Source organism: Streptomyces ziwulingensis, assembly GCF_039542605.1.
Lineage (GTDB): Bacteria > Actinomycetota > Actinomycetes > Streptomycetales > Streptomycetaceae > Streptomyces > Streptomyces ziwulingensis.
The window spans coordinates 123,602-149,014 of sequence record NZ_BAABIG010000004.1; the positions used below are offsets into that span (position 1 = coordinate 123,602).

The following is a 25,413-nucleotide window of genomic DNA, read 5'->3' on the forward strand; positions in this document are numbered from 1 at the left end:
GTTTCGCAGTGATCTCTCACCAAACCCTTTGTCCGGAATTTGGAAGGTCTGGCCCCTATCTGTGATCGAACCGAGACCTTGGGGGTGTGGTTCGTTGCCTGGCCGATGGCAGATAGTTAGGCGCGTAGACCTCGGATAAACGGGTCATGCGCCGACAGCGCAGTCTCGCGAGCGCAGGGGGCACCTGGCACTCTCCGGCACGAAGATGGCCGGTGTGCGTCGCGTGCTCCCCTTTGCGGTGAAGCAGCGGAATCATGAGGAGGAACCCATGCGAGGTGCCACAAGCGCCATGTGGGTCGGGTCGTCCCCGATGGCAGGTGGAGGCCCCGCGGGTGCGCTCGGTCCGGTCAGGACGGTCACGACGGCGTCGCGGCGCCGCGAACTCCCTTGACGACCTGCTCCGCCGGCCGGTAGCCGCCGGCCGAGAGCCAGGGTTCCCCAGGGGTCGGTGTCGCCCCTTCGTCGTTGTTCCCCCCGCGCGCCGCACATGACGTACGCCGTGCGAAGGCCGTCGGGTCGCCGTGCACTCCGACGACCTCCAACTTGTGAAATGGACGAATCATGACGAGTCCAATCGAGATTGAGGGTGCTGCAGCCTCTTCCGTCTTGGACAAAGAGAGCGTGCCCCAGGGCGACGCCCCAGAGCCGAAGAAGCCCGTGGGGCGCAGCCCCGGGCAGTTGATGTGGGCGCGTTTCAAGCGCGACCGGACCGGTGTGGTCTCCGCCGTCATCGTCCTGTTCTACTTCGTGATCGCGGTGGCGGCCCCGCTGATCGCGAACCTGTACGGCAAGGACCCGTACACCCTGTACGGGCAGGACAACCCCGAACTCCTCGACATGTTCACCATGCCGGCGAAGCCGGCCGGCGGCATCGACGGGGAGTTCTGGTTCGGCATCGAGCCCGGTCTCGGCCGCGACGTCTTCACGCAGCTCCTGTACGGCATCCGGACGTCGCTCTTCACGGCTCTGGCCGCCACCTTGCTGATGACCGTGACGGGCGTGCTGATCGGCCTCGCCGGCGGCTACTTCGGCGGGCGGATCGACTACTGGCTCGGCCGGGTGACCGACTTCTTCATGGCGCTGCCCAGCCAGTTGTTCTTCGTCGCGGCGATGCCCGTCATCACCACGGTGTTCGTCGCCCCCGACGAGGAGACGCCCACCTACGTGCGCACCTCCGCGATCATCATCGTGCTCTCCTTCCTGGGGTGGATGAGCATGGCGCGCATCGTCCGTGCCGCCACGCTGTCCCTGCGCGACCGCGAGTTCGTCGAGGCCGCGCGCATCTCCGGTGCCTCGTCCTGGCGCATCATCCGCAAGGAACTCCTGCCCAACATCGTCACTCCTACGCTGGTACAGGCGACGCTCACGCTGCCGAGCACCATCCTCAGCATCGCGTTCCTGTCCTTCGTGGGTGTCGGCTACGTCGAACCCACCCCGGACTGGGGACGGATGTTCTCCATCGGCGCCCGCATCGTGGAGCAGGACCCGTACTACATGCTCTTCCCCGGCATCGCCATGGTGATCTTCGTCGTCGCCTTCAACCTCCTCGGCGACTCGGTGCGCGACGCTTTCGATCCCAAGACCGGGCGCTGAGCCCCACAGGTCCTCCCCCCACAGTTTCGCCCGGCCGGTCCAGGGGCTCCACGACCCGGCACCGGTCACGTACCAGCAGTGCCCACCACTCACAGGCAGGTGTATTCATCTCCATGAGCATCTTTCGTCACCGCACCGCGACCGCGGCGATAGTCGCGGTCGCCGCCGGCGCCCTGACCCTGACCGCCTGCGGCGGCGGCAGCGACAGCTCCGCCAAGGACAACAGCAAGAGCAAAGAGGACGCCAAGTCGCAGTCGAAGCCGGTGCAGATCGGTGACGTCAAGGCGTCGACCGGTCCGGCCGCCGAGATCTCCGGTGCCCAGACGGGCGGCACCGCGACCGTCTACCAGGAAGCGGACTTCTCGCACCTGGACCCGGGCCAGATCTACGTGTCGGACGGCAAGCTCCTCAGCCGCCTCATCTACCGCGGTCTGACGCAGTACCAGGAGGACGACAACGGCAACCTGACCGTCGTGGGCGACCTCGCCACCGACGCCGGCCAGGTCTCCAACGGCGGCAAGACCTGGACGTACACGCTGAAGGACGACCTGAAGGACGAGAACGGCAACCCGATCAACGCGGCCGACATCCGCAACACGGTCGAGCGCCTGTACTCCTCGTACATCACCGACGGTCCGACCTACCTCCAGCAGTGGCTGTCCGGCGCCGGCACCACCTACCGCAAGGCGTACGCGGGCCCGGACAAGGGCAAGCACCTGCCGAAGGACGTCCTGGAGACGCCGGACGACAAGACGGTCGTCTTCCACTTCAAGGACGCCCAGCCCGACCTCCCGCAGATGCTGACGATGCCGGGTTACAGCGTCGTCCCGGAGGAGACGGACACCAAGGCGAAGTACGACTCCGACCCGGTCGCCATCGGCCCGTACAAGATCGCCGACTTCAAGCCGGGCAAGTCCATGAAGCTGGTCAAGAACACCCAGTGGGACGCCAAGTCCGACTCGGTGCGCCACCAGTACGTGGACGGCTTCGACATCGAGATGAACCACGATGACGAGGACCAGACCAAGACGCTCCTGGCCGACCAGGGCGAGGCCAAGAACGCGATGATGTTCACCGGCCAGGTCGCCACCACGCAGCTCCAGAACGTGGTCAGCGACAAGGCCGCCATGGGCCGCACCATCCAGGGCTACGCGCCCTACGTGTGGCAGCTCAACTTCAACCTGGACCGCGTCAAGGACAAGAAGCTCCGGGACGCCATCGCGCTGGCGCTGCCCTCCACCGCGGTCTTCAAGGCCGACGGCGGTGCCTACGGCGGCGAGGTCGCCAACTCGCTGATGTCGCCCACCACCCCGGGCTACGACGAGGCCTTCGACCCGTTCAACCGCAAGGCCAAGCCGAACGGTGACATCGAGGCCGCCAAGAAGCTGATCGAGGAAGGCGGCTTCAAGGGCAAGAAGCTCGTCTACGCCTACGGCAACACGCCGGTCCGCCAGCAGCAGGCCGTGCTGATCGCCGACGCCCTGGGCAAGATCGGCCTCGACATCCAGAAGAAGGAGATCGACGCCGCCACCTGGTACGAGCAGGTCGGCAAGATCGACAACGGTTACGACCTGTACATGACCGGCTGGGGCCAGGACTGGCCGTCCGCCTCCACGGTCATCCCGCCGTCCTACGACGGCACGCAGCTCCAGGACGGCTCGTCGAACTACGCGCACATCAACGACAAGCACGTCAACTCGGAGATCGCGCGCATCCTGAAGATCACCGACACGACCGAGGCCACCAAGGCCTGGGCCGAGCTGAACGAGTACATCTCCAAGGAGGTCAACCCGGCAGCGCCGATCTACTACACCAAGGTCTTCCAGATCTTCGGTTCGAACATCGGCGGTCTCCGCTACAGCTCCGACTCGAGCTACGTGGACGTCACCCGGGTCTACCTCAAGAAGTAACCGCCAGACCGGGCAACCGGTGGGGGGACGCGCGGCGGAGCGCCCCCCACCGGTCCCCGGACCTCCCGCCGACCCCCTCCCGATCGCCGCCGTCCTGAGAGCAGACGCCTGCCATGCTTCAATTCCTCCTTCGCCGGACGTTCGGCGCGGCGCTGATTCTGCTGTTGATCAGTGCTTTCACGTTCTTCATGTTCTTCGCCATCCCGCAGGACCCGGCCACGCTGGCCTGTGGCAAGAACTGCACTCCGGACGCGCTGGAGATCATCCACAAGAACCTCGGCCTCGACCAGCCGGTCATCCTCCAGTTCTGGCACTTCCTGACCGGCATCTTCGCGGGCCGTGACTTCGCCGTCGGCCACTGCGACGCGCCCTGCTTCGGCGTCTCCTTCGCCAACAACCAGAACGTCTGGGACACGATCCTCGACCGCTTCCCGCTGACCCTCTCGCTCACCGTCGGCAGCCTGGTGGTCTTCCTCGTCGTCGGCCTCGGCGCCGGCATGCTGGCCGCCAAGTACCGCGGTACCTGGCTGGACAAGGTCTTCAGCAGCGGTTCACTTGTCATCAGCTCGCTGCAGATCTACTTCCTGGGCCCGCTCGTGCTGCTCGCCCTGGTCTACACCACCGGCTGGCTGGACAAGCCGAAGTACGTGCCGATCTCCGAGGACCCCGGCGGCTGGTTCATGGGCCTGCTGATCCCCTGGGTCGTCATGGCGACCATCTTCACCGCCAACTACACCCGTATGAGCCGCTCGTCCATGGTCGAGCAACTCCAGGAAGAACACGTGCGGGCGGCCCGCGCCAAGGGCATGTCGGGCAACTACACGTTCTTCCGGTACGCCTGGCGCGGCTCCCTCATCCCCATCATCACCATTCTCGGTATCGACCTGTCCTCGCTGCTGGCAGGCGGCATGGTGACCGAGCTGACGTTCGGCCTGGCCGGGCTCGGCCGGCTCGCCCTGGAGTCCGTCACCAACAAGGACCTGCCGATGCTGATGGGCGTCATGCTGATCAGCGCCGCGCTGATCATCGTCTTCAACCTGATCGTGGACGCCTTGTACGCCGTCATCGACCCGCGCGTGCGCCTGTCCTAGGAGAACCACCGTGACCACTCAGACCAAGCCCGACGAGGCCGCGGCCGCCGCCGCGGGGAACGCCTTTCTCTCGGTGCGCGACCTCAAGGTCCACTTCTCCACCGACGAGGGCGTCGTCAAGGCCGTGGACGGGCTCTCCTTCGACCTGATGCGGGGCAGGACCCTCGGGATCGTGGGCGAGTCCGGCTCCGGCAAGTCGGTGACCAACCTGGCCGTCCTCGGCCTGCACAACCGCAGGAAGACCGCCATCGACGGGTCGATCACCCTGGACGGCCAGGAGTTGACCGACGCCAGCGAGAAGCAGTTGGAGACGCTGCGCGGCAAGAAGATGGCGATGATCTTCCAGGACGCGCTGACCGCGCTGTCGCCGTACTACACGGTCGGCCGGCAGATCGGCGAGCCGTTCATGAAGCACACCGGCGCCTCGAAGAGGGATGCCCGGGTGCGCGCCATCGATCTGCTGGAGAAGGTCGGCATCCCGCACCCGCAGCAGCGGGTCGACGACTACCCGCACCAGTTCTCCGGCGGTATGCGGCAGCGGGCCATGATCGCCATGGCGCTCTCCTGCAACCCGGACCTGCTCATCGCCGACGAGCCCACCACGGCCCTCGACGTGACGGTGCAGGCGCAGATCCTGGATCTGCTCAAGGACCTCCAGCAGGAGTTCGGCTCCGCGATCATCATGATCACCCACGACCTCGGGGTGGTCGCCAACATGGCCGACGACATCCTGGTGATGTACGCCGGCCGTGCCGTGGAGCGCGGCACCACGCGTGAGGTGCTCAAGGCGCCGCAGCACCCGTACACCTGGGGTCTGCTGGGGTCGATGCCGCAGCTCACCTCCGACGTCGACGAGCCGCTGGTGCCGATCCCGGGATCGCCGCCCTCGCTGCTCAACCCGCCCACCGGATGTCCGTTCCATCCGCGGTGCGGCTTCACCGACCTGGTCTCCGGGGAGCGTTGCTCGGGCGAGCGCCCGACGCTGGCCCCGGGACGAGCCGCCGCCTGTCATCTGACGAAGGAACAGCGGCAGCAGGTCTTCATCGAGACGATTCAGCCCCGGCTGGGCTGAGCGGAAACCGGCGACTGGGGCATCACCATGAGCGACAACAGCAAGACGACCACGGCGGTCGCCGACACCATCCCGCAGCAGCGGGACGACGACGCCGCACCGCTGGTCAAGGTCAGCGGTCTGACCAAGCACTTCCCGATCAAGGGCGGCTTCCCGATCCGGCGCACCGTCGGCGCGGTGAAGGCCGTCGACGGCGTCGACTTCGAGGTCTTCCCCGGGGAGAGCCTCGGCCTCGTCGGCGAGTCCGGCTGCGGCAAGTCCACCACCGGCCGGCTGCTGACCCGGCTGCACGAGCCGACCTCGGGCACCATCGAGTACAAGGGCCGGGACATCAGCCGGGCCGGCCGCCGGGAGCTGGCGCCGGTCAGGTCCGAGATCCAGATGATCTTCCAGGACCCGTACGCCTCGCTGAACCCCCGGCAGACCGTGGGCACGATCATCTCGGGCCCGATGGCGATCAACGGGATCAACCCGCCCGGTGGCCGGGAGAAGCGTGTCCGCGAACTCCTGGAGATCGTCGGCCTCAACCCGGAGCACTACAACCGGTTCCCGCACGAGTTCTCGGGCGGTCAGCGCCAGCGCATCGGCGTCGCCCGGGCCATCGCCCTGCAGCCCAAGCTGATCGTCGCCGACGAGCCGGTCTCCGCCCTCGACGTGTCGATCCAGGCCCAGGTGGTCAACCTGCTGCAGGAAGTGCAGCGGGAGATGGGGATCGCGTTCGTCTTCATCGCCCACGACCTGGCGATCGTCCGCCACTTCTCGCAGCGCGTCGCGGTCATGTACCTCGGCAAGATCGTGGAGATCGCGGACCGCGACTCGATCTACACCCGGCCCCGCCACCCGTACACGCACGCGCTGCTGTCCGCGGTGCCGAACGCCGACATCGACGCGGAGAAGGGGGAGCGCATCCGCCTGGAGGGCGACGTGCCCTCGCCGATCGCCCCGCCGTCCGGCTGCCGCTTCCGCACCCGCTGCTGGAAGGCCCAGGACAAGTGCGCCACCGATGAGCCGCCGCTGGTCCGGCTCGACGGCAACAGGCCGGGCCACCTCACGGCCTGCCACTTCCCGGAGGCGCCCACCACCGAGGCCCGCGCCGAGGACGTGGTGATGGACCCGGGGCTGAAGGCGCTGGAGGGACACGGCACCACGGCCGGCCAGATCTGATCCGGCCTGGCCGGCCCGTGGCCGGTACCCGCGCGCGTTCCCGACCGGGGCGGAGGCAGGCGCGTCCGCCCCGGTCCCGGTGTGTGCGGGGCGGCCCGCCGGCGGGTCCGCCGTGCGGTCAGCCGGCCGCCCGGCCCTCGGCCCAGTGGCACGCCACCCGCACCCCCGCGCCGGCGTCCGACAGCCCCGGATCCTCGTCGCGGCAGCGTTCCGCGACCCCGGCCCGCTCCGCCTCACCGCCCGCCAGGACCGGGCAGCGGACCCGGAACCGGCACCCGGAGGGGATGCGGGCGGGGTCCGGTGGCTCGCCGGACAGCACCACCGGGTCTCCCGCTGTGCCCGGGAGCACCGAGAGCAGGGCCCGGGTGTAGGGGTGCCGTGGTGCCGTGAGCACCTCTTCGACGCTCCCCGTCTCCACGATCCGGCCCAGGTACATGACCGCCACCCGGTCGGCGACGTTCCAGGCCAGCCCGAGATCGTGGGTGACGACCAGCGCGGCCAGGCGCAGTTCGGCGCGCAGGCGCAGCAGCAGCGCGAGGATCTCGCCGCGTACCGACGCGTCCAGCGACGCCACCGGCTCGTCGGCGACCAGCAGTTCGGGCGCCAGGACCAGCGCGCCGGCGATCACCACGCGCTGGCGCTGGCCACCGGAGAGTTCGTGCGGAAGGCGGAGCAGGAACCGCTCGGGGGGCCGCAGCCCCGCGCGGGCCAGCGCCTCGGTGACGGCTTCCTTCTCGTCACCGGAGTACCTGTGGACGCGCAGCCCTTCCGCCACCGCGTCGTACACCGTGTGCCGGGGATTGAGTGAGCTGCCGGGGTCTTGGAGCACCAACTGGACGCGCTTGCGGTGGGCCTTCAGGGCCCGGGAGCGGTACGTCAGCGGGCGCCCGGCGAACTCGATCCGCCCCGAGGCGGGCGGGACCAGGCCGAGCAGCGCACGGGCCAGGGTGGTCTTGCCGCACCCCGACTCCCCGACCAGCGCCACGATCTCGCCGGAGCGCACCGCGAGGGCCACGCCGTCCACGGCCCGGACCGGCGGCCCGCCCTGCCGCCCGGGGAAGGTGACGTGCAGCCCGGTCACGCCGAGCAGCGGGGGAGGAGGCGCGGTCGGCGGTGTGGTCGTCATGCGGTCCTTCCGGTGGGGTCGGCCGGGTGCTGCCGGATTGGTGGGGGCGCCCCGGGGGTGGGACCGGCCGCAGTGCCCCGCGGCGGCCGCTGGCCGGGGGCCGCCTCCGGCACGTGGACGCAGGCTGCCCGCCGGTCCCCGGGTGCCTCCCGCAGGAGGACGTCGTGCGTGGCGCAGCCCGCGAGCGCCACCGGGCAGCGCGGATGGAAGGCGCAGCCGGCGGGAGGGGCGGCCGGGTCCGGCGGGTCGCCGGGCAGGCCGCGCGGTGCGAACCGGGAGGCGGGGTCGCCGACGCGCGGGAACGCGGCGGACAGCGCCCGGGCGTAGGGGTGCAGAGCCCCGTCGTGGCCGGCCCCGGCGGGCCCCTCCTCGACCACGCGGCCGGCGTACATCACCGCCAGCCGGTCGCAGGTCTCCGACAGGACGGAGAGATCGTGGCTGATCATGATCAGTCCGAGGTCCCGTTCGGCGACGGAACGCTCGATCAGCCGCAGGATCTGCGCCTGGATCATGACGTCCAGGGCGGTGGTCGGTTCGTCGGCGACGATCAGCCGGGGGTCGCAGGCCAGCGCCATCGCGATCATGACGCGCTGGCGCTGGCCGCCGGAGAGCTGGTGCGGGTACGCCGCCGCCCGGGCCGGCGAGAGGCCGACCTGTTCCAGCAGTTCACCCGCGCGGGTGCGGGCCGCCGCGCGGGACGCCCGCCGGTGCAGCAGGATCGGCTCGGCGATCTGGTCGCCCACCCGGTGCACGGGGTTGAGGGAGTGCATCGCGCCCTGGAACACGATCGACGTGCCGGCCCAGCGGACGGCACGCACCCGGCCCCACCGCATGGTGAGCACGTCCTCACCGTCCAGCAGCACCTCCCCGGTGACCTCGGTGCCGGCCGGCAGCAGCCGCAGCAGGGCGAGGGCCAGCGTGGTCTTGCCGCAGCCGGACTCACCCGCGATGCCCAGCTTCCGCCCGGCCGGCAGCGTGAGGTCGACGCCCCGCACCGCGGCGGCCCCGCCCGGATAGGTGACCGTCAGGCCCCGGACTTCGAGCAGCGTCACCGGGTCACCCCCAGACGGGGGTTGAGCACCGATTCGACCGCCCGGCCGCACAGCGTGAAGGCCAGCGCGACGGCGGCGATGGCGAGGCCCGGCGGCACCAGGTACCACCAGCCGCCGGAGCTGACCGCGCCCGCCTCGCGGGCGTCCTGGAGCAGCCCGCCCCAGGACACCACGGTCGGATCGCCGAGCCCGAGGAAGGCGAGGGTCGCCTCGGCGAGGACGGAGGTGGAGACCATCAGCGTGGTCTGGGCCAGGACCAGCGGCATCACGTTGGGCAGCACGTGCCGGACCATGACGTGCGTGTGCCCGCCGCCGAGCGCCTTCGCCCGCTCGATGTACGGCCGGGACTCCACCGCCAGCGTCTGGGCGCGCACCAGCCGGGCCGTGGTCGGCCACGAGGTGATGCCGATCGCGAGGATCACCGTGCCCAGCGACCGGGACATGACGGTGGCGAGCACGACGGCCAGCACCAGGGTCGGCATGACCAGGAACCAGTCGGTGATCCGCATGACCACCGTCGCGTACGCCCCGCGGAAGTGGCCGGCCGTGATCCCGGCCAGCGCGCCGATCGCCACCGAGAGCACCGCCGCGAGGAGTCCGACGAGCAGCGAGACCCGGGTGCCCTGGACGACCAGACCGAACAGGTCGCGGCCGAACCGGTCGGTGCCGAACGGGAACCGGCCGCTCGGCCCCTGCAGTGGCCGGCCCGGGGCACCGGTCACGCTGGTCACGTCGCCGCCGACGGTGAGCGGCGCGGTCAGCGCGACCAGTACCAGCAGGACGAGCGCGGCCAGCCCCACCAGTCCGGCGCGGTGGGTGCGGTACTGCCGCCAGAAGCGGGCCGCCGCCCGCCGGCGCCGCTGCCGGGCCAGTGCCCGCGCGGCGGCGGGCCCGGCGGGGGCGGGCGGCGCGGGGGCCGCGGTCATCGGCCCACCCGCGGGTCCAGCAGGGGATAGAGCAGATCGGCCAGTGTGTTCAGGATGATCACCGCCGCGGCGAAGAAGAGGAACAGCCCCTGGACCAGGGGCAGGTCGGGCACGCTCAGGGCCTGGTAGAAGAGGCCGCCCAGGCCGGGCCAGGAGAAGACGGTCTCCACCAGCACGACCCCGATGACCGTCCGGCCGAGGTTGACGAAGATCAGGGTGACCGTGGGCAGCAGCGCGTTGGGCACGGCGTGCCGACGGCGTACCAGGTCGTCCCGGAGTCCCTTGGCCCGCGCGGTGGTCAGGTAGTCCTCGCCCATCTCGTCGAGCAGCGCCGAGCGCGTCACCAGCAGGGTCTGGCCGTATTCGACGGCCACCAGGGTGAACACCGGCAGGACCAGGTGGTGGGCGACGTCGAGGACGTACCCGAGGCCCTCCTGCTCGCCGGACTCCATGCCTCCGGTCGGAAACAGGCCGGGCACCGGGCCCGTCCCGACGCCGAGGACGATGATGAGCAGCAGGCCCAGCCAGAACGACGGCAGGGAGTAGAGGGTGAGCGCCAGCCCGGTGTGCAGCCGGTCGGCGGGCCGCCCGTGCCGCCACGCCGACCGCGTGCCGAGGAAGATGCCCAGCGCGGTGTACAGCACGAAGGCCGTGCCGGTGAGCAGCAGGGTCGGTGGCAGCGCCTCGGTGAGCTTCTCGGTGACCGGTGCCCGGAACTGGTACGAGGTCCCCAGGTCCCCGGTGAGTGCCTTGCCGCAGTAGTCGGTGAACTGCTCCCACAACGGCAGGTCGAGGCCGAACTCCGCTCGGTAGGCGGCGAGTTGTCCGGCGGAGACCGGACGGCCCCCGGTCATGGTCTTCACCGGGTCGCCGGGAATCAGCCGGAACAGGAAGAAGCCGGTGACGAGGACGGCGAACAGGGAGACGGCGGCGCCGCCCACCTTCCCCGCCCCGTAGCGCAGGTAGGCGAGGCGGGGGGAGCCGTGCGGGCCGCGGGCCGGCGCGGCCGGTACCGGAGCCGCCTCGGGCCGGGCGTCAGCGGTCATCGGCGGCCGCCCGTTTCCCGCGTCGCCGGGTGAGGTCCATCGGCTACTCGCGGTCGTCGGCGGTCGAGCGGCGGCGCAGGACGAGGAAGGCGGCGGCGCCCACGAGGACGACGGCCCCGGCGACGACACCGATGACGGCCCCGGCGGAGTTCCCGTCCGCCGGACCGTCACCGGTTACGGCCGGAACCGCCGACCACCAGCTCCAGTACCCGTCCTGCCCGAAGATGTTGCCGCCGTTCTCGGGCATCGTCCGCAGCGAGGCCACCTGGTCGGTGCGGTACGCCTCCAGGACGTTCGGGTACGCCATGACGTTCATGTAACCCAGGTCGTACAGCCGGGACTGCATCCGCTTGACCAGCTCCGCACGCCGGTCCGGGTCGTACTCGGCGAGCTGGCGGGCGTACAGCTCGTCGTACTGCCGGTCGCAGATGAAGTTGTCGGTGGTGCCGGTGTCCTCCTTGGTGGCGGGCAGCGCGGCGCAGGTGTGGATCGACAGCACGAAGTCCGGGTCGGGGTTGACCGACCAGCCGTCGAAGGCGAGGTCGTAGGTGCCGGCGAGCCACGGGTCGGAGACGTTGTCGAGACAGTTCAGCTCCACGCCGATGCCGAGGTCGCCCCACCATTCGGTGAGGTACTGCCCGACCGCCTTGTCGTTGGGGTCGGTGGCATGGCACAGCAGCCGGTAGCTGAGGGGCTTGCCGTCCTTGCCGACCCGCTTGCCGTCGGCGTTCCTCCGGTAGCCGGCCCGGTCCAGCAGCCGGGCCGCCCTGGCGGGGTCGTGGGCGAGTTCCTGATCCGCCGAGGGTTTCCAGAAGTACGGGGAGAAGCGGGGCGGGAGGTAACCGGCGCCCTCGACCGCGTGGCCCTGGAACACCCGGTCGACGAGGGTCTTGCGGTCCACGGCGAGGAACAGGGCCTGCCGGACCCGTCGGTCGAGCAGGGAGGGGTCGCCGTCGCCGAAGCGGGTGCCGTCCTTGGCGCGGGCACCGGGGTTGGTGGCGAGGGCGTGGAAGCGGCGGCCCGGGGCGTCGTTGACCTTGATGTCCTCGTGGCCCTGGAGCGCCTCGGCCTGGGCGGGCGTCAGGTTGCTGACGAAGGACACCTCGCCCTTGCGCAGGGCGGCGACGGCCGCGTCCCCGTCCTTGTAGTACTTGAAGACCAGTTCCTCGAACTTCGGCGCCCCGCGCCAGAACCTCGGGTTGGCCTTCAGCCGGACATGGCTGTCGGCCCGGTAGTCGGTGAGGACGTACGGGCCGCTGCCCACGACCGGGAGGTTCTTGTCGCCCGTGAACTTCCCGATGTCGCCGACCTTCTCCCACACGTGCTTGGGCACGATCGGCACGTCCAGCGCCGTCATCGTGGCCTGCGGCTCGTCCAGCTCGATCACGAGCCTGGTGGGATCGGGCGCCGACACCTTCTTGAAGTTGCCGACGAAGCTTCCGTTCGCGGTGCCCGCGGTCTCGTCGGTCATCATCGTGCGGAACGTCCAGGCGGCGTCCTCGGCGGTGATCTTCCGCCCGTCCGACCAGGTGGCGTCGGAGCGGATCGTGTAGGTCCAGGTGAGCCCGTCGGCGGACGGGGACCACTTCGTCGCCAGTCCCGGAACCACGTGGCCGTCGCCCGGGTCGTAGCCCGTCAGGTACTCGTACATCAGCCGCAGGACACTGGTGCTGACCAGTCGGGTGGCCAGGAACGGGTTGAACGAGTCGACGCTCTGCGCGACGGCCGCGGTCAGTACCCGCCCGCCGTCGGCCGCCGCCGCCCGCGGGGGCGCCGGGGCGAGCGGAGTCGCGAGACCGGCCGTGACGAGCAGCGCCGCCGCCGCGGCGCCGACCGCCCGCCGCAGTGCGTTCGAACCCGCCGTCCGGCCCGGCCGGCGACCCCGTGGCCGTGCGGGGCGGGCGGGCCCCGACCCGCGTCGTTCTCCCGTGCTCATGGTGGTGACCTCGCGTCATCGTTCGGACGGACAGAAGTGGCGCCACCTGCGTGAGGAGAGTGTCTATCAGGGCCGTATGCGCCCGTCAACGGGCCCTCAGAACCGCTGTGGCCAGGGGAAACACAGGTGGTGATGTTTTTCCTCGGATCAGTGGTCCAGACCTCTGACGCCCTGCTGGTGCGGGGCTGGCGGCGCGGCGTCCCCCGGACGGAGGGGGTGAACAGGGCATTACGGAGATATGAGGTGATAGTGGGTTGAACAGATTTCTGCGTCCGGAGCCGGGCGCACAGCGCCCACGAGGAGGCACTCCATGCGCGGAGCCACGCAAGCCGCACGAGCCGCGTGCGCGATGGCGGCGGCCCTCGCGGTGACGGCCTGCGGCGGTGGGGGCGACGACGGAGGGGACGGCGGCGCGGTGCTCAGTTCCTCCTGGGGCGACCCGCAGAACCCGCTGGAGCCGGCCAACACCAACGAGGTGCAGGGCGGCAAGGTCCTCGACATGATCTTCCGGGGGCTCAAGCAGTACGACCCGGACAGCGGCGAGGCCCGGGACATGCTCGCCGAGAAGATCGAGACCACCGACTCGCAGAACTTCACCGTCACCGTCAAGGACGGCTGGACCTTCTCCAACGGCGAGAAGGTGAGCGCCCAGTCCTTCGTGGACGCCTGGAACTACGGGGCGAGCCTGAAGAACAACCAGCGCAACGCCTACTTCTTCAGCTACATCGACGGCTACGACAAGGCGCACCCGGAGGACGGCGGCAAGCAGAGCGCCGACACCCTCTCCGGACTGAAGGTCACCGGCCCCCGCACCTTCACCGTCAAGCTCAACCAGAAGTTCTCCACCTTCCCGGACACCCTCGGCTACCCGGCCTACGCGCCGCTGCCGCGCGCCTTCTTCGACGACCACGACGGCTGGCTGAGGAAGCCGGTCGGCAACGGCCCCTACCGGGTCGACAACTACGCCCGCGGCTCCCAGATGTCGCTGCGCAAGTGGGACGACTACCCGGGCGACGACAAGGCGGTCAACGGCGGCGTCGACCTCAAGGTCTACACCGACAACAACACCGCCTACACCGACCTGATGGCCGGCAACCTCGACCTCGTCGACGACGTCCCCGCGGCCCAGCTCAAGAACGTGAAGAGCGACCTGGGCGACCGGTACATCAACACCCCGGCCGGCATCATCCAGACCCTGGCCTTCCCGTACTACGACGACAACTGGAACAAGAGCGGCGCGGAGAAGGTCCGCAAGGGCCTGTCCATGGCGATCGACCGCGACCAGATCACCGACACGATCTTCCACGGGACCCGCACCCCGGCCACCGACTGGACCTCCCCGGTCCTCGGCGCGGACGGCGGCTACAAGAAGGGGCTCTGCGGGGAGTCCTGCGACTTCAAGCCCGACGAGGCCAAGAAGCTGATCAAGGAGGGCGGCGGGCTGCCGGGCGGCCAGGTCAAGATCACGTACAACGCCGACACCGGCTCCCACAAGCAGTGGGTGGACGCGGTCTGCAACTCCGTCAACAACGCCCTCGACAACGACAAGGCGTGCGTCGGCAACCCGGTCGGCACCTTCGCCGACTTCCGCAACCAGATCACCGGCAAGAAGATGAGCGGCCCCTTCCGGGCGGGCTGGCAGATGGACTACCCGCTGATCCAGAACTTCCTCCAGCCGCTCTACTACACCAACGCCTCCTCCAACGACGGCAAGTGGTCCAACGACGAGTTCGACAGCCTCCTCGACAAGGCCAACGCCGAGACCGACAACGCCCAGGCCATCAAGACCTTCCAGCAGGCCGAGGGCGTGGTCCGGGACAACATGGCCGCCATCCCGCTGTGGTACCAGAACGGCAGCGCCGGCTACTCCGACCGGCTCTCCGGCGTGAAGCTCAACCCGTTCAGCGTCCCGGTGTACGACGAGATCACAGTGAGCTGATCCGCCGTGGGACGGTACGTGATCCGACGGCTGCTGCAGATGGTCCCGGTCTTCATCGGGGCCACCCTGCTGATCTTCCTCATGGTCAACGTGATGGGCGACCCGATCGCCGGGCTCTGCGGCGACCGGGAGTGCGACCCGGCCACCGCCGCCCAGCTCAGAAGGGAGTTCGGCCTCGACAAGCCGGTGTGGCAGCAGTACCTGACCTACATGGGCAACGTCTTCACCGGCGACTTCGGCACCGCCTTCAACGGCCAGCCGGTCACCGAGCTGATGGGGACGGCGTTCCCGGTCACCATCCGGCTGACGGTCATCGCCCTCGTCTTCGAGGTCGTCGTCGGCATCGTCCTCGGCGTCGTCACCGGCCTGCGCCGCGGCCGGCCCGTCGACACCGCCGTGCTGGTCCTCACCCTCGTCGTGATCTCCGTGCCCACCTTCGTCACCGGCCTGCTGCTCCAGTTGCTGCTCGGCGTGAAGTGGGCGTGGATCAGGCCCTCGGTCTCCTCCGACGCCCCGTTCGGCGAGCTGATCCTCCCCGGTCTGGTCCTCGCCTCGGTCTCGCTCGCCTACGTCACCCGGCTGACCCGCACCTCCATCGCGGAGAACCGGCGCTCCGACTACGTCCGCACCGCCATCGCCAAGGGCCTGCCGCGCCGCCGGGTCATCACCCGGCACCTGCTGCGCAACTCCCTCATCCCGGTCGTCACCTTCATCGGCACCGATGTGGGCGCCCTGATGGGCGGCGCGATCGTCACCGAGCGGATCTTCAACATCCACGGCGTCGGCTACCAGCTCTACCAGGGCATCCTGCGCCAGAACACGCAGACCGTGGTCGGTTTCGTCACCGTCCTGGTCCTGGTCTTCCTCGTCGCCAACCTCCTCGTCGACCTGCTGTACGCCGTACTCGACCCGAGGATCCGCTATGCCTGAGCCGACGCCCGAGGAGCCGTACCCGGCCGGCGGGGGCCCGGCCGCCCAGGACGGCGCGATCGCGCCGACCGGCATGGGCGGCGCGATGGACCTCGCCGCGAGCGAGGGCGAGACCCTGGAGCGCCCGCCCGGCGGCCCCGACGGGCCCGACGGCCCCGGGCCGCAGGACAGGCCGCGGAGCCTGTGGTCCGACGCCTGGCACGACCTGCGCCGCAACCCGGTCTTCCTGCTCTCCGCGCTGGTGATCCTCTTCCTGGTCGTCATCTCCCTGTGGCCCTCGCTGATCGCGTCCGGCAACCCGCTCAAGTGCGACCTCGCCCGCGCGCAGGAGGGCTCCCGGCCCGGCCACCCGTTCGGCTTCGACGGCCAGGGCTGCGACGTCTACACCCGTACCGTCTACGGCGCCCGCACCTCGGTGACGGTCGGCGTCCTGTCCACCCTCGGCGTCGCCCTCCTCGGCAGCGTCCTCGGCGGACTGGCCGGCTTCTTCGGCGGGGCGGGCGACTCGGTGCTCTCCCGGATCACCGACATCTTCTTCGCCATCCCGGTCGTCCTCGGCGGCCTGGTCCTGCTCTCCGTCATCACCAGCAACACCGTCTGGCCGGTGATCGGCTTCATCGTGCTGCTCGGCTGGCCGCAGATCTCCCGGATCGCCCGCGGCTCGGTGATCACCGCCCGGCAGAACGACTACGTCCTGGCCGCCCGCGCCCTCGGGGCCTCCCCCTCCCGGCTGCTGCTGCGGCACATCGCGCCCAACGCCGTCGCCCCCGTGATCGTCGTGGCGACCATCGCGCTGGGCACCTACATCGCCCTGGAGGCGACCCTGTCCTTCCTCGGCGTCGGCCTCAAACCGCCGAGCGTCTCCTGGGGCATCGACATCTCCGGCGCCGCCCCCTACGTCCGCAACGCCCCGCACGCCCTGCTCTGGCCCTCGGGCGCGCTGGCCGTCACCGTCCTGGCGTTCATCATGCTCGGCGACGCGGTGCGCGACGCCCTCGACCCGAAGCTGAGGTGAGCCGCCGCCATGCTGCTCGAAGTGCGTGACCTGCGGGTGGAGTTCCACACCCGGGACGGCGTCGCGAGGGCCGTCAACGGCGTCTCCTACGGCGTGGACGCCGGCGAGACCCTCGCCGTGCTCGGCGAGTCCGGCTCCGGCAAGTCCGTCACCGCCCAGACCGTCATGGGCATCCTCGACGTGCCGCCCGGCCGGGTGACCGGCGGAGAAGTCCTCTTCGAGGGCCGCGACCTGCTGAAGCTCAAGGAGGAGGAGCGGCGCAAGGTCCGCGGCGCCGAGATGGCGATGATCTTCCAGGACGCGCTGTCCTCGCTGAACCCCGTCCTGACCGTCGGCGACCAGCTCGGCGAGATGTTCACCGTGCACCGGGGCATGTCGAGGAAGGACGCGCGCACCAAGGCCGTGGAGCTGATGGACCGGGTGCGCATCCCGGGCGCCGGGGAGCGGGTGCGGCAGTACCCGCACCAGTTCTCCGGCGGCATGCGCCAGCGCATCATGATCGCCATGGCGATGGCCCTGGAACCCAAGCTGATCATCGCCGACGAGCCGACCACCGCCCTCGACGTCACCGTCCAGGCCCAGGTCATGGAACTCCTCGCCGAACTCCAGCGGGAGTTCCGGATGGGGCTCATCCTCATCACCCACGACCTCGGCGTGGTCGCCGACGTCGCCGACCGGATCGCCGTGATGTACGCGGGCCGGATCGTCGAGGAGGCGCCGGTCCACGACATCTACAAGGCGCCCGCGCACCCCTACACCCGCGGCCTGCTGGAGTCGATCCCCCGCCTGGACCAGAAGGGCCGGGAGCTGTACGCCATCAAGGGCCTCCCGCCCAGCCTCACCCACGTCCCGCCCGGCTGCGCCTTCCACCCGCGCTGCCCGATGGCCCGGGACGTCTGCCGCACCGACGTACCCCCGCTGTACGAGGTGACGCGGCCCGAGTGGACCGGGGCGGCCCGCGGCAGCGCCTGCCACTTCTGGAGGGAGTGCCTGCATGACTGAGCCGATCCTGCGCGTCAGCGGCCTCGTCAAGCACTACCCGCTCACCCGGGGCGTCCTGCTGCGCAAGCAGGTCGGCGCGGTGAAGGCGGTCGACGGTGTCGACTTCCACCTCGACCGCGGCGAGACCCTCGGCATCGTCGGCGAGTCCGGCTGCGGCAAGTCCACGGTCGCCAGGATGCTGGTCAACCTGGAACGGCCGACGGCCGGCCGGATCCGCTACAAGGGCGAGGACATCACCCGGCTCTCCGGGCGCGCGCTGAAGGCCGTACGCCGCAACATCCAGATGGTCTTCCAGGACCCGTACACCTCGCTCAACCCCCGCATGACGGTGGGCGACATCATCGGGGAGGCGTACGACATCCATCCCGAGGTCGCGCCGAAGGGCGAGCGGCGCGGGCGGGTCCAGGACCTGCTGGACGTGGTCGGGCTCAACCCCGAGTACATCAACCGCTATCCGCACCAGTTCTCCGGCGGGCAGCGCCAGCGCATCGGGATCGCCCGCGGCCTCGCCCTGCGCCCGGAGATCATCGTCGCCGACGAACCGGTCTCCGCCCTCGACGTCTCGGTGCAGGCGCAGGTCATCAACCTGATGGCGCGGCTCCAGGCCGAGTTCGACCTCTCGTACGTCTTCATCGCCCACGACCTGTCGATCGTCCGGCACATCTCGGACCGGGTGGCGGTGATGTACCTCGGCCGGATCGTGGAGACCGGCCGGGACGCCGAGATCTACGACCATCCCACGCACCCGTACACCCAGGCGCTGCTCTCCGCCGTGCCCGTCCCCGACCCCGAGGCCCGCGAACACCGCGAGCGGATCATCCTGGTCGGCGACGTCCCCTCACCGACCCACGTCCCCTCCGGCTGCCGCTTCCGCACCCGCTGCTGGAAGGCGCGCGAACGCTGCGCCGAGGAGGTGCCGTCGCTCGCCGTCCCGGAGGCGTTCCGGGGGGCCGGCGGCCCCGCGGCCCACGACTCGGCCTGTCACTTCGCGGAGGAGAAGCAGGTCGTGCCGCCGGAGACCGGGCCTGCCGAAACGTGACGAACTCCGTTAACAGAGCGACAATCTGCCGGAATCCGTCTCGATATACGGACGCGTCAAGCTGTTCGGCGTACGGCCGTGCGGGTGCCGTAGACGGGCCGGGACGCGCCATGTCGTCCCGGCCCGTCGCCGTGCTCAGTGACCCCGGTCGAGTCCCAGTGAGCGCTTGAGGAAGTCGACCTGGAGCCGGAGCAGGTTCTCGGCGACCGACTCCTGCGGGGTCATGTGCGTGACGCCGGACAGGGGCAGCACCTCGTGCGGCCGGCCGGCGGCGAGCAGCGCCGAGGAGAGCCGCAGGGAGTGGGCGACCACCACGTTGTCGTCCGCCAGCCCGTGGATCACCATCATGGGCCGGTGCGGCTCGGCGGCGTCCACCAGACCCGCGTCGTCGATCAGCGAGTTGCGCCGGTAGACCTCGGGCCGCTCCCCGGGATGCCCGAGATAGCGCTCCTGGTAGTGGGTGTCGTACAGGCGCAGATCGGTGACCGGGGCGCCGACGACCGCCGCGTGGAAGACGTCCGGGCGGCGCAGCGCGGCGAGGGCCGCCAGATAGCCGCCGAAGGACCAGCCGCGGATCGCGACCCGGCCGAGGTCGAGCGGGAACCGGTCGGCGAGCGCGTGCAGGGCGTCCACCTGGTCCTGGAGGACGACCGCCGCGATGTCGTCCTTGACCGCCTTCTCCCAGGCGGGCGACCGCCCCGGAGTGCCGCGTCCGTCGGCGATCAGCACCGCGAACCCCTGGTCCGCGAACCACTGCGAGGTGAGGTACGCGTGGTGCGCGGCCACCACCCGCTGGCCGTGCGGACCGCCGTAGGGGTCCAGCAGGACCGGCAGGAGTGAGCCACCGTCGTAGTCCTTTGGCATAAGCAGGGCGCACGGGACACGGCGTGCGCCCCCCTGGGTGAGCGTCACGCGCGGGGACAGCCCCGGATCTTCGGCGTACGAGGCGATCGTCCCGACCGGCTGCCCGTCCCGCAGCACCTGGGCCCGGGTTCCCGGCCGGTCCGGCGTGGCGGAGACCAACACGGTCACCCCCCCGGCGCGGACCGCCGAGTGCACGCCCGGTTCCCGCGAGACGCGCTCCACACCCAGCTCGTTCACCCGGTACACGTGCACCTCGCCGATCTCCGGCTCGGCGGCCTCTTCCCCCGCCGACGCCGAGATCAGCACGTCGTGCGCGGAGACGTCGAGCACCGCGCGTACGTGCAGCCGCGGGCCGGTCAGCAGGCGGTCGCCCACCGCCAGCACCCGGGCGCCGCCCTCGTCGGCGATCCGCACCAACTGCCCCGAGGGGCTCCAGCAGGGCACGCCGGGGAAAAGTTCCAGCCAAGTTCGATCTTCGTCGGCGTGCACCATCCGGGTCCCGCCGGTCGCCGGATCGACCGCCAGGCACACCTGAGCGCGCTGGTCGCGGCTCTGCACGAGCAGCAGCGGCGCACCCGCCGCTGACCAGTGCACACGCGCCAGATAGGGGTAACGGGTCCGGTCCCAGCCGACCTCCGTACGGGTCCCGTCCAGGCCGATCACGCTCAGCCGCACCTCGGCGTTGGGAGTGCCCGCCGCCGGGTACCGGACGTGTTGTGGATCACGCTCGGGGTGGGCCGGATCGGAGATCCACCAGCGCTGTACGGGCGTGTCGTCCACGCGCGCCACCAGCAGCCGGTCCGACTCCGGAGCCCACCAGAAACCCCTGGTCCGGCCCATCTCCTCGGCCGCGATGAACTCGGCGAGACCGTAGGAGACGCCCTCCGACTCCGGTTCGGCCAGCGCCCGGTCGCCCTCGCCCCCGGCGCCGACCACCCGCAGGGCGCCGCCCGAGACGTAGGCGATGTGCCGGCCGTCGGGGGCGGGGCGGGGGTCGATCACTGGCCCCGGGACGGGGAGTTCGCGTGCCGTACCGGCCCGTGGACCGGCCGTGAAAAGCCGCCCTGACAAGGCGAAAGAGGCCAACTCGACGGCCGCGTCGGTGGCCTGGCCGACGATGCCCGCGCCGCCCTCCCGGCTGCGCTCACGCCGGGCCCGCTCGGCGGGTGACAGGCGTTCCTCGACGCCGCCCAGCAGGGCGCGCGGGTCGGCCACCAGGCGCTCCTGTCCGTCCGCCGTGTCGAGCACCCACAGGGCGCCCGCCCGGTCGGTTCCGGAGGCGGAGCGCAGGAAGGCGACCCGCGAACCGTCGGGCGCCACGGTGAACGAACGCGGCGCGCCGAGCGTGAACCGCTGGGTGCGCGCGTGGCGTCTGGGGAAGGAGTCGGGCTCACTCGTCATGCCCTGACCATATTGGCCATGCGCCCCCTTGTGCGGCCGTGCGCCGATCGATGCGCGCGCACGGATAGTTATGATCACTAGCGCATAGTGGGTATCAACCTGCTGCCCGCTGTGTGGATTTATCTGCCTCATGGTTCCGACCGCGTACGTCCCCCCATGTCCCTGGGTTCCTTTGGAGGTGAGCCGCCGTGGCACTCTCGATTTCGGCGGTGGTGCTGCTGGCGATCGTCGTCTTCCTGCTGATCAAGAAGTCAGGACTGAAGGGAGGGCATGCGGTGGTGTGCATGCTCCTCGGGTTCTACCTGGCCTCCTCCACGGTGGCCCCCACGATCAGCGACCTGACGTCGAACATCGCCGGGATGATCGGATCCATCAACTTCTGACCCCCGTACGCTGGGGCCCATGACGGAACAGCCCTCCCGGCGTCTGCTGCTGGTGCACGCGCACCCGGACGACGAGTCGATCAACAACGGCGCCACCATGGCCAGGTACGCGGCCGAGGGCGCCCAGGTGACGCTCGTGACCTGCACCCTCGGCGAGCGGGGGGAGGTCATCCCGCCCGGGCTCGCGCACCTCACGGGGGCCGCCCTCGGGCAGCACCGCCTGGGAGAGCTGACCGCCGCCATGAGCGCGCTCGGCGTCGACGACGTCCGGCTGCTCGGCGGGCCGGGCCGGTTCGCCGACTCCGGGATGACGGGCCTCGCCGACAACGACGACCCCGCCTGCTTCTGGCAGGCGGACGTCGACCAGGCCGCCGCCCTGCTCCTGGAGGTGATCCGCGAGGTCCGCCCGCAGGTCCTCGTCACCTACGACCCCGACGGCGGCTACGGCCACCCCGACCACATCCAGACCCACCGCGTCGCCACCCGCGCCGCCGAACTGGCCGCCGAGGCGGGTCTCGGCATCGCCAAGACCTACTGGAACCGCGTACCCCGGCCGGTGGCGGAGGCGGCCTTCGCCCGCCTCGCGGACGACCTGCCCGGCCTGCCCTTCACCGCGGCGGCCGGCGTCGACGACGTCCCCGGCGTCGTGGAGGACGCGCGGATCACCACCGAGATCGTCGCCGACGGCACCCCGTACGCCGCCGCCAAGGCCGCGGCCATGCGGGCGCACGCCACCCAGATCGACGTCGCCGAGCCGTACTTCGCGCTCTCCAACGCCCTCGCCCAGCCGCTCTTCACCACCGAGTACTACGAGCTGGTCGGCGCCGCCCCGGCCGGCGCGCGCGAGCGGGACCTCTTCGCCGGGATCGAGCAGGCGCGGTGAGCGGCCGGACCGCGGGGACCCCCGCGCTCGCCCAGCCGCTGCGACCGCCCTCCCCGGGGCGGGCCGCCCTCTACCTCGGCCTCTTCCTCCTCGGTGCCGTCCTGGGCGTGGCCGGGGCGCTGGTGCAGCCCGGCTGGTTCCCGGGCGGACTGCTGCTCGCGCTGGCCGGTGAGGCCGGGCTCTGCCTCGGCGCCGCCCGCGCCGTGCGCCGCCGGGCCGCGGCCGTCGCGCCCGCCGCCGGCTGGGCCCTCGTCGTCGTCCTGCTCACCGCCGGCCGCCCCGAGGGCGACTTCCTCTTCGCGGCGGGCAGCGGCTCCTACCTCTTCCTGCTCGGCGGCATCGCCGTCGCTGTGATGTGCGCCACCCTCGCGCCGGTCCGGCGACCGGACGACGACCCCGGCCGACCGGGGAAGTGACGTGGTACGCCGGGCAGGTGCCCTGTCGTGACCGGTGCCGTGAGCGGTGCCCTGACCGGTGCCGTGACCGGTGGGGTGACCGGCCGTGCGGGTCCGGTGTGGGTTTACCCGGCGGTCATGGGATACGCGTGTGAGGCGGCCAGTATGGTGGTGCGCGCCGCCGAGCCGCCCGCTTTGAAGGTGTGACGGGCGGCGGAGCCAACCGGGAGAACCTGCCTTGAGTCGTGAAACTGACACTCCGTCCTCCGGGCCCCACGGGCGTGGTGGAGCCGCATACCCCTCGGGCACGCCGCCCTACGGGACGCCGACGGCTCCCGACGCCGGTGCGGACGCGGGAGGTCCGGCCGCCCGGCCGGACGAGCGCAAGACCGAGACGACGCTGACCACGCGGATCCGGATCAACATCCCCGGGTCGCGGCCCATCCCGCCGGTCGTCGTGCGCAAGCCCGTCGCGGACGGCGAGAGCGGTGCCGGTAACGGGTCCGGAGCCGGCAGTGGGTCCGGTGCCGGCTCGGGTGCCGGCTCCGGAGAAGCGGACTTCGAGGCGTCGGCGCCCGGCGCCCCGGCGCCCGCCGAGCCCGCGCCGGCCGCCGGTGAGGACAAGCCGGCCAGCGACTGGTTCGCGCCCCGCAAGTCCGGCCCCGCCAAGGGCGGTCCGGGCGGCGGCTCCACCAACGGCGCGGGACTGCCCGGCGGTTCCGCCACGGGTGCCTCCGGCGGAGGCGCGGGCGCCGGGAACGCCGGTGCTTCCGGCGGGGGTGGTGTCTCTGGTGGGGGTGGTGCGCGGCCGGGTGGTGTGGTCGGCTCCATGAACGTGCCCGGCGGCTCCCGGTCCGGGTCCGGTTCCGCCGGCGGGGCGGGGCTGACCGGGGCGACCGGCGGCCCGGTGGCGCCCGGACACGGCGGCGGCACCGGTTCCTTCGACGTGACCGAGGCGCTGGCCGCGGGCCCGCTGGGCAACGGCATCCGCCCGGGCACCGACGGCGGCGGCCCGGAGCCGCGCCGCGAGGACCTGGCGTACTTCGCCGACGACGGACACGGTGGCCAGGGCGGGCCCGCGGGTCCGACCGCCGGACCGGTCACCGGCGACGGGTCGCTGACGCCGCCGCTCGCGGGCGGGACCGGCGGCGCGGGCGGGACCGGCGGCGCGGGCGGGACCGGCGGTTTCGCCGGCCAGTCGGGCCCGGGTGGCCCGGGGCCGTTCGCGGGCCCAGGCGGCTCGGGCGGCCCCGGTGGACTCGGCGGCCAGAACATACAGGGCGGGCCCGGCGGCCCGGGCGCACCGGACGGCCCCGGCACGCCGGGCGCCCCGCGCGACCCCCAGGGCGCGACCGCCCCCGGCCGCCCCCACCCCGGTGGTGGCCTGAGCGACGACACCGCGATCCTCACCCCGCAGCAGCAGGTCCCCGAGCCGCCGGGCGGGTTCGCCTTCGGCAACCCGGACAACGTCTCCGGGAACACCGTCACCAGCGGCATCCCGGTCGTGCCCGGCGACCCCGGCGCGCCGTTCCGGAACGGCGCGCCCGTCGGCGGCCCGGTGTCGCAGACGCCGCCGAAGGCGCCCGAGCCGGTCACGCCGCCCCCGGCGAGCACCGCCAAGGCGCCCAAGAAGAAGAAGCGCCGCGGCAAGCTGCCTCTGCTCTGCGGCGGCCTGGTCTTCCTCGGCGGCGTCGCCTACGGCGCCGGTCTGCTGATGAACCACTCCGACGTGCCCAAGGGCACCACCGTGCTCGGCCTCGACATCGGCGGCTCCACCCGGGACGACGCCGTCGAGAAGCTCGACGACACCTTCGAGGACCGGGTGGGCAAGCCGCTGAAGCTCACCGTCGACGGCGACACGGTCTCGCTCCGGCCGGACCAGGCGGGCCTGCAGTTCGACACCCAGGCCACCGTCGGCATCGCCGCCCGCAGCGACTACAACCCGGTCTCCGTGATCGGCTCGCTCTTCGGCAACCACCGGGTCGTGGACCCGGTCATGCCCGTCGACGAGGAGAAGCTGAACGCCGCCCTGAAGCAGGCGGCCGGCGGCTCCGGTTCGATGTCGGAGGGCGGCGTCGAGTTCACGTCCGGCAAGGCCGTCGCCGTCTACCCGAAGGCGGGCCAGGGCATCGACGCCGCCAAGTCGGCCGCCGCCGTCGAGGAGGCGTACCGCAAGCAGGTGCGGACCGGCGCCTCCGCGGCGGTGTCCGTGCCGACCACCGCCCAGCAGCCGAAGGTCACCAAGGCCGAGGTCGACCGGATGATGAAGGAGTTCGCCGAGCCGGCGATGTCGGCCAACGTCACCGTGCAGACCGACCCGGCGCACTCCGTCCCGATGAGCCCGCAGAACTCGCTGTGGAAGTTCCTCAGGGTCACCGCGGTCGACGGCAAGCTGGTCGACAAGCCCGACCTGGACGCCCTGAAGGAGCTGTACGGCGGGGCGTTCGACGGGGTGCTCATCGCCCGGGCCAACGGCGAGAAGACGGCCGTCACACCCCAGGACGTCTACGTCGCCCTGCGCCAGGCCCTGCTGAGCAGGACCGACCGGATCGCGGTCATCGACACCGACCCGAGCTGACCGGGGACCGGCGGAACAGGACTGGGGCGCCCCGGTGAGCACCGGGCGCCCCACTTCCGCGCCCGCGC

The 25,413-nt window shown here is 71.3% G+C and carries 20 protein-coding genes; 14 read left to right on the plus strand and 6 right to left on the minus strand.

Features of this window, described 5'->3' with window-relative positions; genetic code table 11:
- Positions 1–561: 561 nt before the first annotated feature.
- From ABEB00_RS01690 to ABEB00_RS01710, 5 genes are all read left to right on the plus strand, one after another.
- A complete protein-coding gene (locus tag ABEB00_RS01690; protein ID WP_345616956.1) occupies positions 562–1,593 on the plus strand; it encodes an ABC transporter permease in 1,032 nt (343 codons plus the stop codon).
- A 113-nt stretch (positions 1,594–1,706) separates the two neighbouring features.
- Entirely contained in the window at positions 1,707–3,503 is a 1,797-nt protein-coding gene (locus ABEB00_RS01695) for an ABC transporter substrate-binding protein (RefSeq protein WP_345616958.1), read from the plus strand.
- Positions 3,504–3,616: 113 nt separating this feature from the next.
- On the plus strand, positions 3,617–4,594 hold the full coding sequence (locus tag ABEB00_RS01700; RefSeq protein ID WP_345616959.1) for an ABC transporter permease: 978 nt from the start codon (positions 3,617–3,619) through the stop codon (positions 4,592–4,594).
- A gap of 10 nt (positions 4,595–4,604) precedes the next feature.
- A complete protein-coding gene (locus tag ABEB00_RS01705; RefSeq protein WP_345616960.1) occupies positions 4,605–5,666 on the plus strand; it encodes an ABC transporter ATP-binding protein in 1,062 nt (353 codons plus the stop codon).
- Between the two features lie 27 nt (positions 5,667–5,693).
- Entirely contained in the window at positions 5,694–6,830 is a 1,137-nt protein-coding gene (locus tag ABEB00_RS01710) for an ABC transporter ATP-binding protein (protein WP_345616961.1), read from the plus strand.
- A gap of 118 nt (positions 6,831–6,948) precedes the next feature.
- Here ABEB00_RS01710 and ABEB00_RS01715 read toward each other — a convergent pair whose 3' ends face one another.
- Genes ABEB00_RS01715 through ABEB00_RS01735 form a run of 5 tightly spaced genes read right to left on the minus strand, consistent with a single transcriptional unit; the run spans position 6,949 to position 12,916 of the window.
- Positions 6,949–7,956: an ABC transporter ATP-binding protein gene (locus tag ABEB00_RS01715; RefSeq protein WP_345616962.1), complete on the minus strand. Its 1,008-nt coding sequence runs from the start codon at positions 7,954–7,956 to the stop codon at positions 6,949–6,951.
- Positions 7,953–9,008 carry an ABC transporter ATP-binding protein gene (locus ABEB00_RS01720; protein WP_345616964.1) on the minus strand — a complete coding sequence of 352 codons (1,056 nt, stop codon included), beginning with the start codon at positions 9,006–9,008 and terminating at the stop codon, positions 7,953–7,955. The genes ABEB00_RS01715 and ABEB00_RS01720 overlap by 4 nt, the downstream gene beginning before the upstream one ends.
- Positions 9,005–9,934, minus strand: coding sequence for an ABC transporter permease (locus ABEB00_RS01725; protein ID WP_345616965.1), 930 nt, complete (start codon positions 9,932–9,934; stop codon positions 9,005–9,007). Before ABEB00_RS01725 ends, ABEB00_RS01720 begins: the two co-directional genes overlap by 4 nt.
- Positions 9,931–10,980, minus strand: a complete 1,050-nt coding sequence (locus tag ABEB00_RS01730; protein WP_345616966.1) for an ABC transporter permease — start codon at positions 10,978–10,980, stop codon at positions 9,931–9,933. The genes ABEB00_RS01725 and ABEB00_RS01730 overlap by 4 nt, the downstream gene beginning before the upstream one ends.
- 43 nt (positions 10,981–11,023) lie before the next feature.
- Positions 11,024–12,916, minus strand: a complete 1,893-nt coding sequence (locus ABEB00_RS01735) for an ABC transporter substrate-binding protein (RefSeq protein ID WP_345616967.1) — start codon at positions 12,914–12,916, stop codon at positions 11,024–11,026.
- A 310-nt stretch (positions 12,917–13,226) separates the two neighbouring features.
- Here ABEB00_RS01735 and ABEB00_RS01740 point away from each other — a divergent pair, with 310 nt between their 5' ends.
- From ABEB00_RS01740 to ABEB00_RS01760, 5 genes are read left to right on the plus strand one after another with little or no spacing between them, the layout of a single operon-like run.
- Positions 13,227–14,855 (plus strand): peptide ABC transporter substrate-binding protein, encoded by a 1,629-nt coding sequence (locus ABEB00_RS01740; RefSeq protein WP_345616968.1) that lies wholly within the window; start codon positions 13,227–13,229, stop codon positions 14,853–14,855.
- A gap of 6 nt (positions 14,856–14,861) precedes the next feature.
- Positions 14,862–15,785, plus strand: coding sequence for an ABC transporter permease (locus ABEB00_RS01745; protein ID WP_345616969.1), 924 nt, complete (start codon positions 14,862–14,864; stop codon positions 15,783–15,785).
- A complete protein-coding gene (locus ABEB00_RS01750; RefSeq protein WP_345616971.1) occupies positions 15,778–16,800 on the plus strand; it encodes an ABC transporter permease in 1,023 nt (340 codons plus the stop codon). Before ABEB00_RS01745 ends, ABEB00_RS01750 begins: the two co-directional genes overlap by 8 nt.
- Positions 16,801–16,809: 9 nt before the next feature.
- Positions 16,810–17,802 (plus strand): ABC transporter ATP-binding protein, encoded by a 993-nt coding sequence (locus ABEB00_RS01755; protein WP_345616972.1) that lies wholly within the window; start codon positions 16,810–16,812, stop codon positions 17,800–17,802.
- A complete protein-coding gene (locus tag ABEB00_RS01760) occupies positions 17,795–18,841 on the plus strand; it encodes an ABC transporter ATP-binding protein (RefSeq protein WP_345616973.1) in 1,047 nt (348 codons plus the stop codon). The genes ABEB00_RS01755 and ABEB00_RS01760 overlap by 8 nt, the downstream gene beginning before the upstream one ends.
- A 135-nt stretch (positions 18,842–18,976) precedes the next feature.
- Here the strand turns inward: ABEB00_RS01760 and ABEB00_RS01765 are convergent, their stop codons facing one another.
- Complete coding sequence (locus ABEB00_RS01765; protein WP_345616974.1) at positions 18,977–21,106, minus strand: S9 family peptidase; 2,130 nt, start codon at positions 21,104–21,106, stop codon at positions 18,977–18,979.
- Positions 21,107–21,294: 188 nt separating this feature from the next.
- On the opposite strand from ABEB00_RS01765, the gene ABEB00_RS01770 reads away from it, so the two are divergent.
- The 4 genes from ABEB00_RS01770 (at position 21,295) to ABEB00_RS01785 (ending at position 25,345) form a co-directional block, all read left to right on the plus strand.
- Positions 21,295–21,489, plus strand: coding sequence for a hypothetical protein (locus tag ABEB00_RS01770; RefSeq protein ID WP_345616975.1), 195 nt, complete (start codon positions 21,295–21,297; stop codon positions 21,487–21,489).
- A 19-nt stretch (positions 21,490–21,508) separates the two neighbouring features.
- Positions 21,509–22,372 (plus strand): N-acetyl-1-D-myo-inositol-2-amino-2-deoxy-alpha-D-glucopyranoside deacetylase, encoded by an 864-nt coding sequence (mshB, locus tag ABEB00_RS01775; protein WP_345616976.1) that lies wholly within the window; start codon positions 21,509–21,511, stop codon positions 22,370–22,372.
- The gene (locus tag ABEB00_RS01780) at positions 22,369–22,788 is read left to right on the plus strand and encodes a DUF6113 family protein (RefSeq protein ID WP_345616977.1); all 420 of its coding nucleotides are present in this window, start codon (positions 22,369–22,371) and stop codon (positions 22,786–22,788) included. Before mshB ends, ABEB00_RS01780 begins: the two co-directional genes overlap by 4 nt.
- Before the next feature lie 217 nt (positions 22,789–23,005).
- A complete protein-coding gene (locus ABEB00_RS01785; protein ID WP_345616978.1) occupies positions 23,006–25,345 on the plus strand; it encodes a hypothetical protein in 2,340 nt (779 codons plus the stop codon).
- Positions 25,346–25,413: the final 68 nt, after the last annotated feature.

Excerpts from the sequence above, each read along its gene's own strand:
- ABEB00_RS01755 (WP_345616972.1), top strand. The coding sequence starts at position 16,810 with ATGCTGCTCGAAGTGCGTGACCTGCGGGTGGAGTTCCACACCCGGGAC.
- ABEB00_RS01760 (WP_345616973.1), top strand. The coding sequence starts at position 17,795 with ATGACTGAGCCGATCCTGCGCGTCAGCGGCCTCGTCAAGCACTACCCG.
- ABEB00_RS01750 (WP_345616971.1), top strand. The coding sequence starts at position 15,778 with ATGCCTGAGCCGACGCCCGAGGAGCCGTACCCGGCCGGCGGGGGCCCG.
- ABEB00_RS01725 (WP_345616965.1), bottom strand. The coding sequence starts at position 9,934 with ATGACCGCGGCCCCCGCGCCGCCCGCCCCCGCCGGGCCCGCCGCCGCG.
- ABEB00_RS01700 (WP_345616959.1), top strand. The coding sequence starts at position 3,617 with ATGCTTCAATTCCTCCTTCGCCGGACGTTCGGCGCGGCGCTGATTCTG.
- ABEB00_RS01740 (WP_345616968.1), top strand. The coding sequence starts at position 13,227 with ATGCGCGGAGCCACGCAAGCCGCACGAGCCGCGTGCGCGATGGCGGCG.
- mshB (WP_345616976.1), top strand. The coding sequence starts at position 21,509 with ATGACGGAACAGCCCTCCCGGCGTCTGCTGCTGGTGCACGCGCACCCG.
- ABEB00_RS01715 (WP_345616962.1), bottom strand. The coding sequence starts at position 7,956 with ATGACGACCACACCGCCGACCGCGCCTCCTCCCCCGCTGCTCGGCGTG.
- ABEB00_RS01695 (WP_345616958.1), top strand. The coding sequence starts at position 1,707 with ATGAGCATCTTTCGTCACCGCACCGCGACCGCGGCGATAGTCGCGGTC.
- ABEB00_RS01690 (WP_345616956.1), top strand. The coding sequence starts at position 562 with ATGACGAGTCCAATCGAGATTGAGGGTGCTGCAGCCTCTTCCGTCTTG.
- ABEB00_RS01765 (WP_345616974.1), bottom strand. The coding sequence starts at position 21,106 with ATGACGAGTGAGCCCGACTCCTTCCCCAGACGCCACGCGCGCACCCAG.
- ABEB00_RS01710 (WP_345616961.1), top strand. The coding sequence starts at position 5,694 with ATGAGCGACAACAGCAAGACGACCACGGCGGTCGCCGACACCATCCCG.
- ABEB00_RS01735 (WP_345616967.1), bottom strand. The coding sequence starts at position 12,916 with ATGAGCACGGGAGAACGACGCGGGTCGGGGCCCGCCCGCCCCGCACGG.
- ABEB00_RS01730 (WP_345616966.1), bottom strand. The coding sequence starts at position 10,980 with ATGACCGCTGACGCCCGGCCCGAGGCGGCTCCGGTACCGGCCGCGCCG.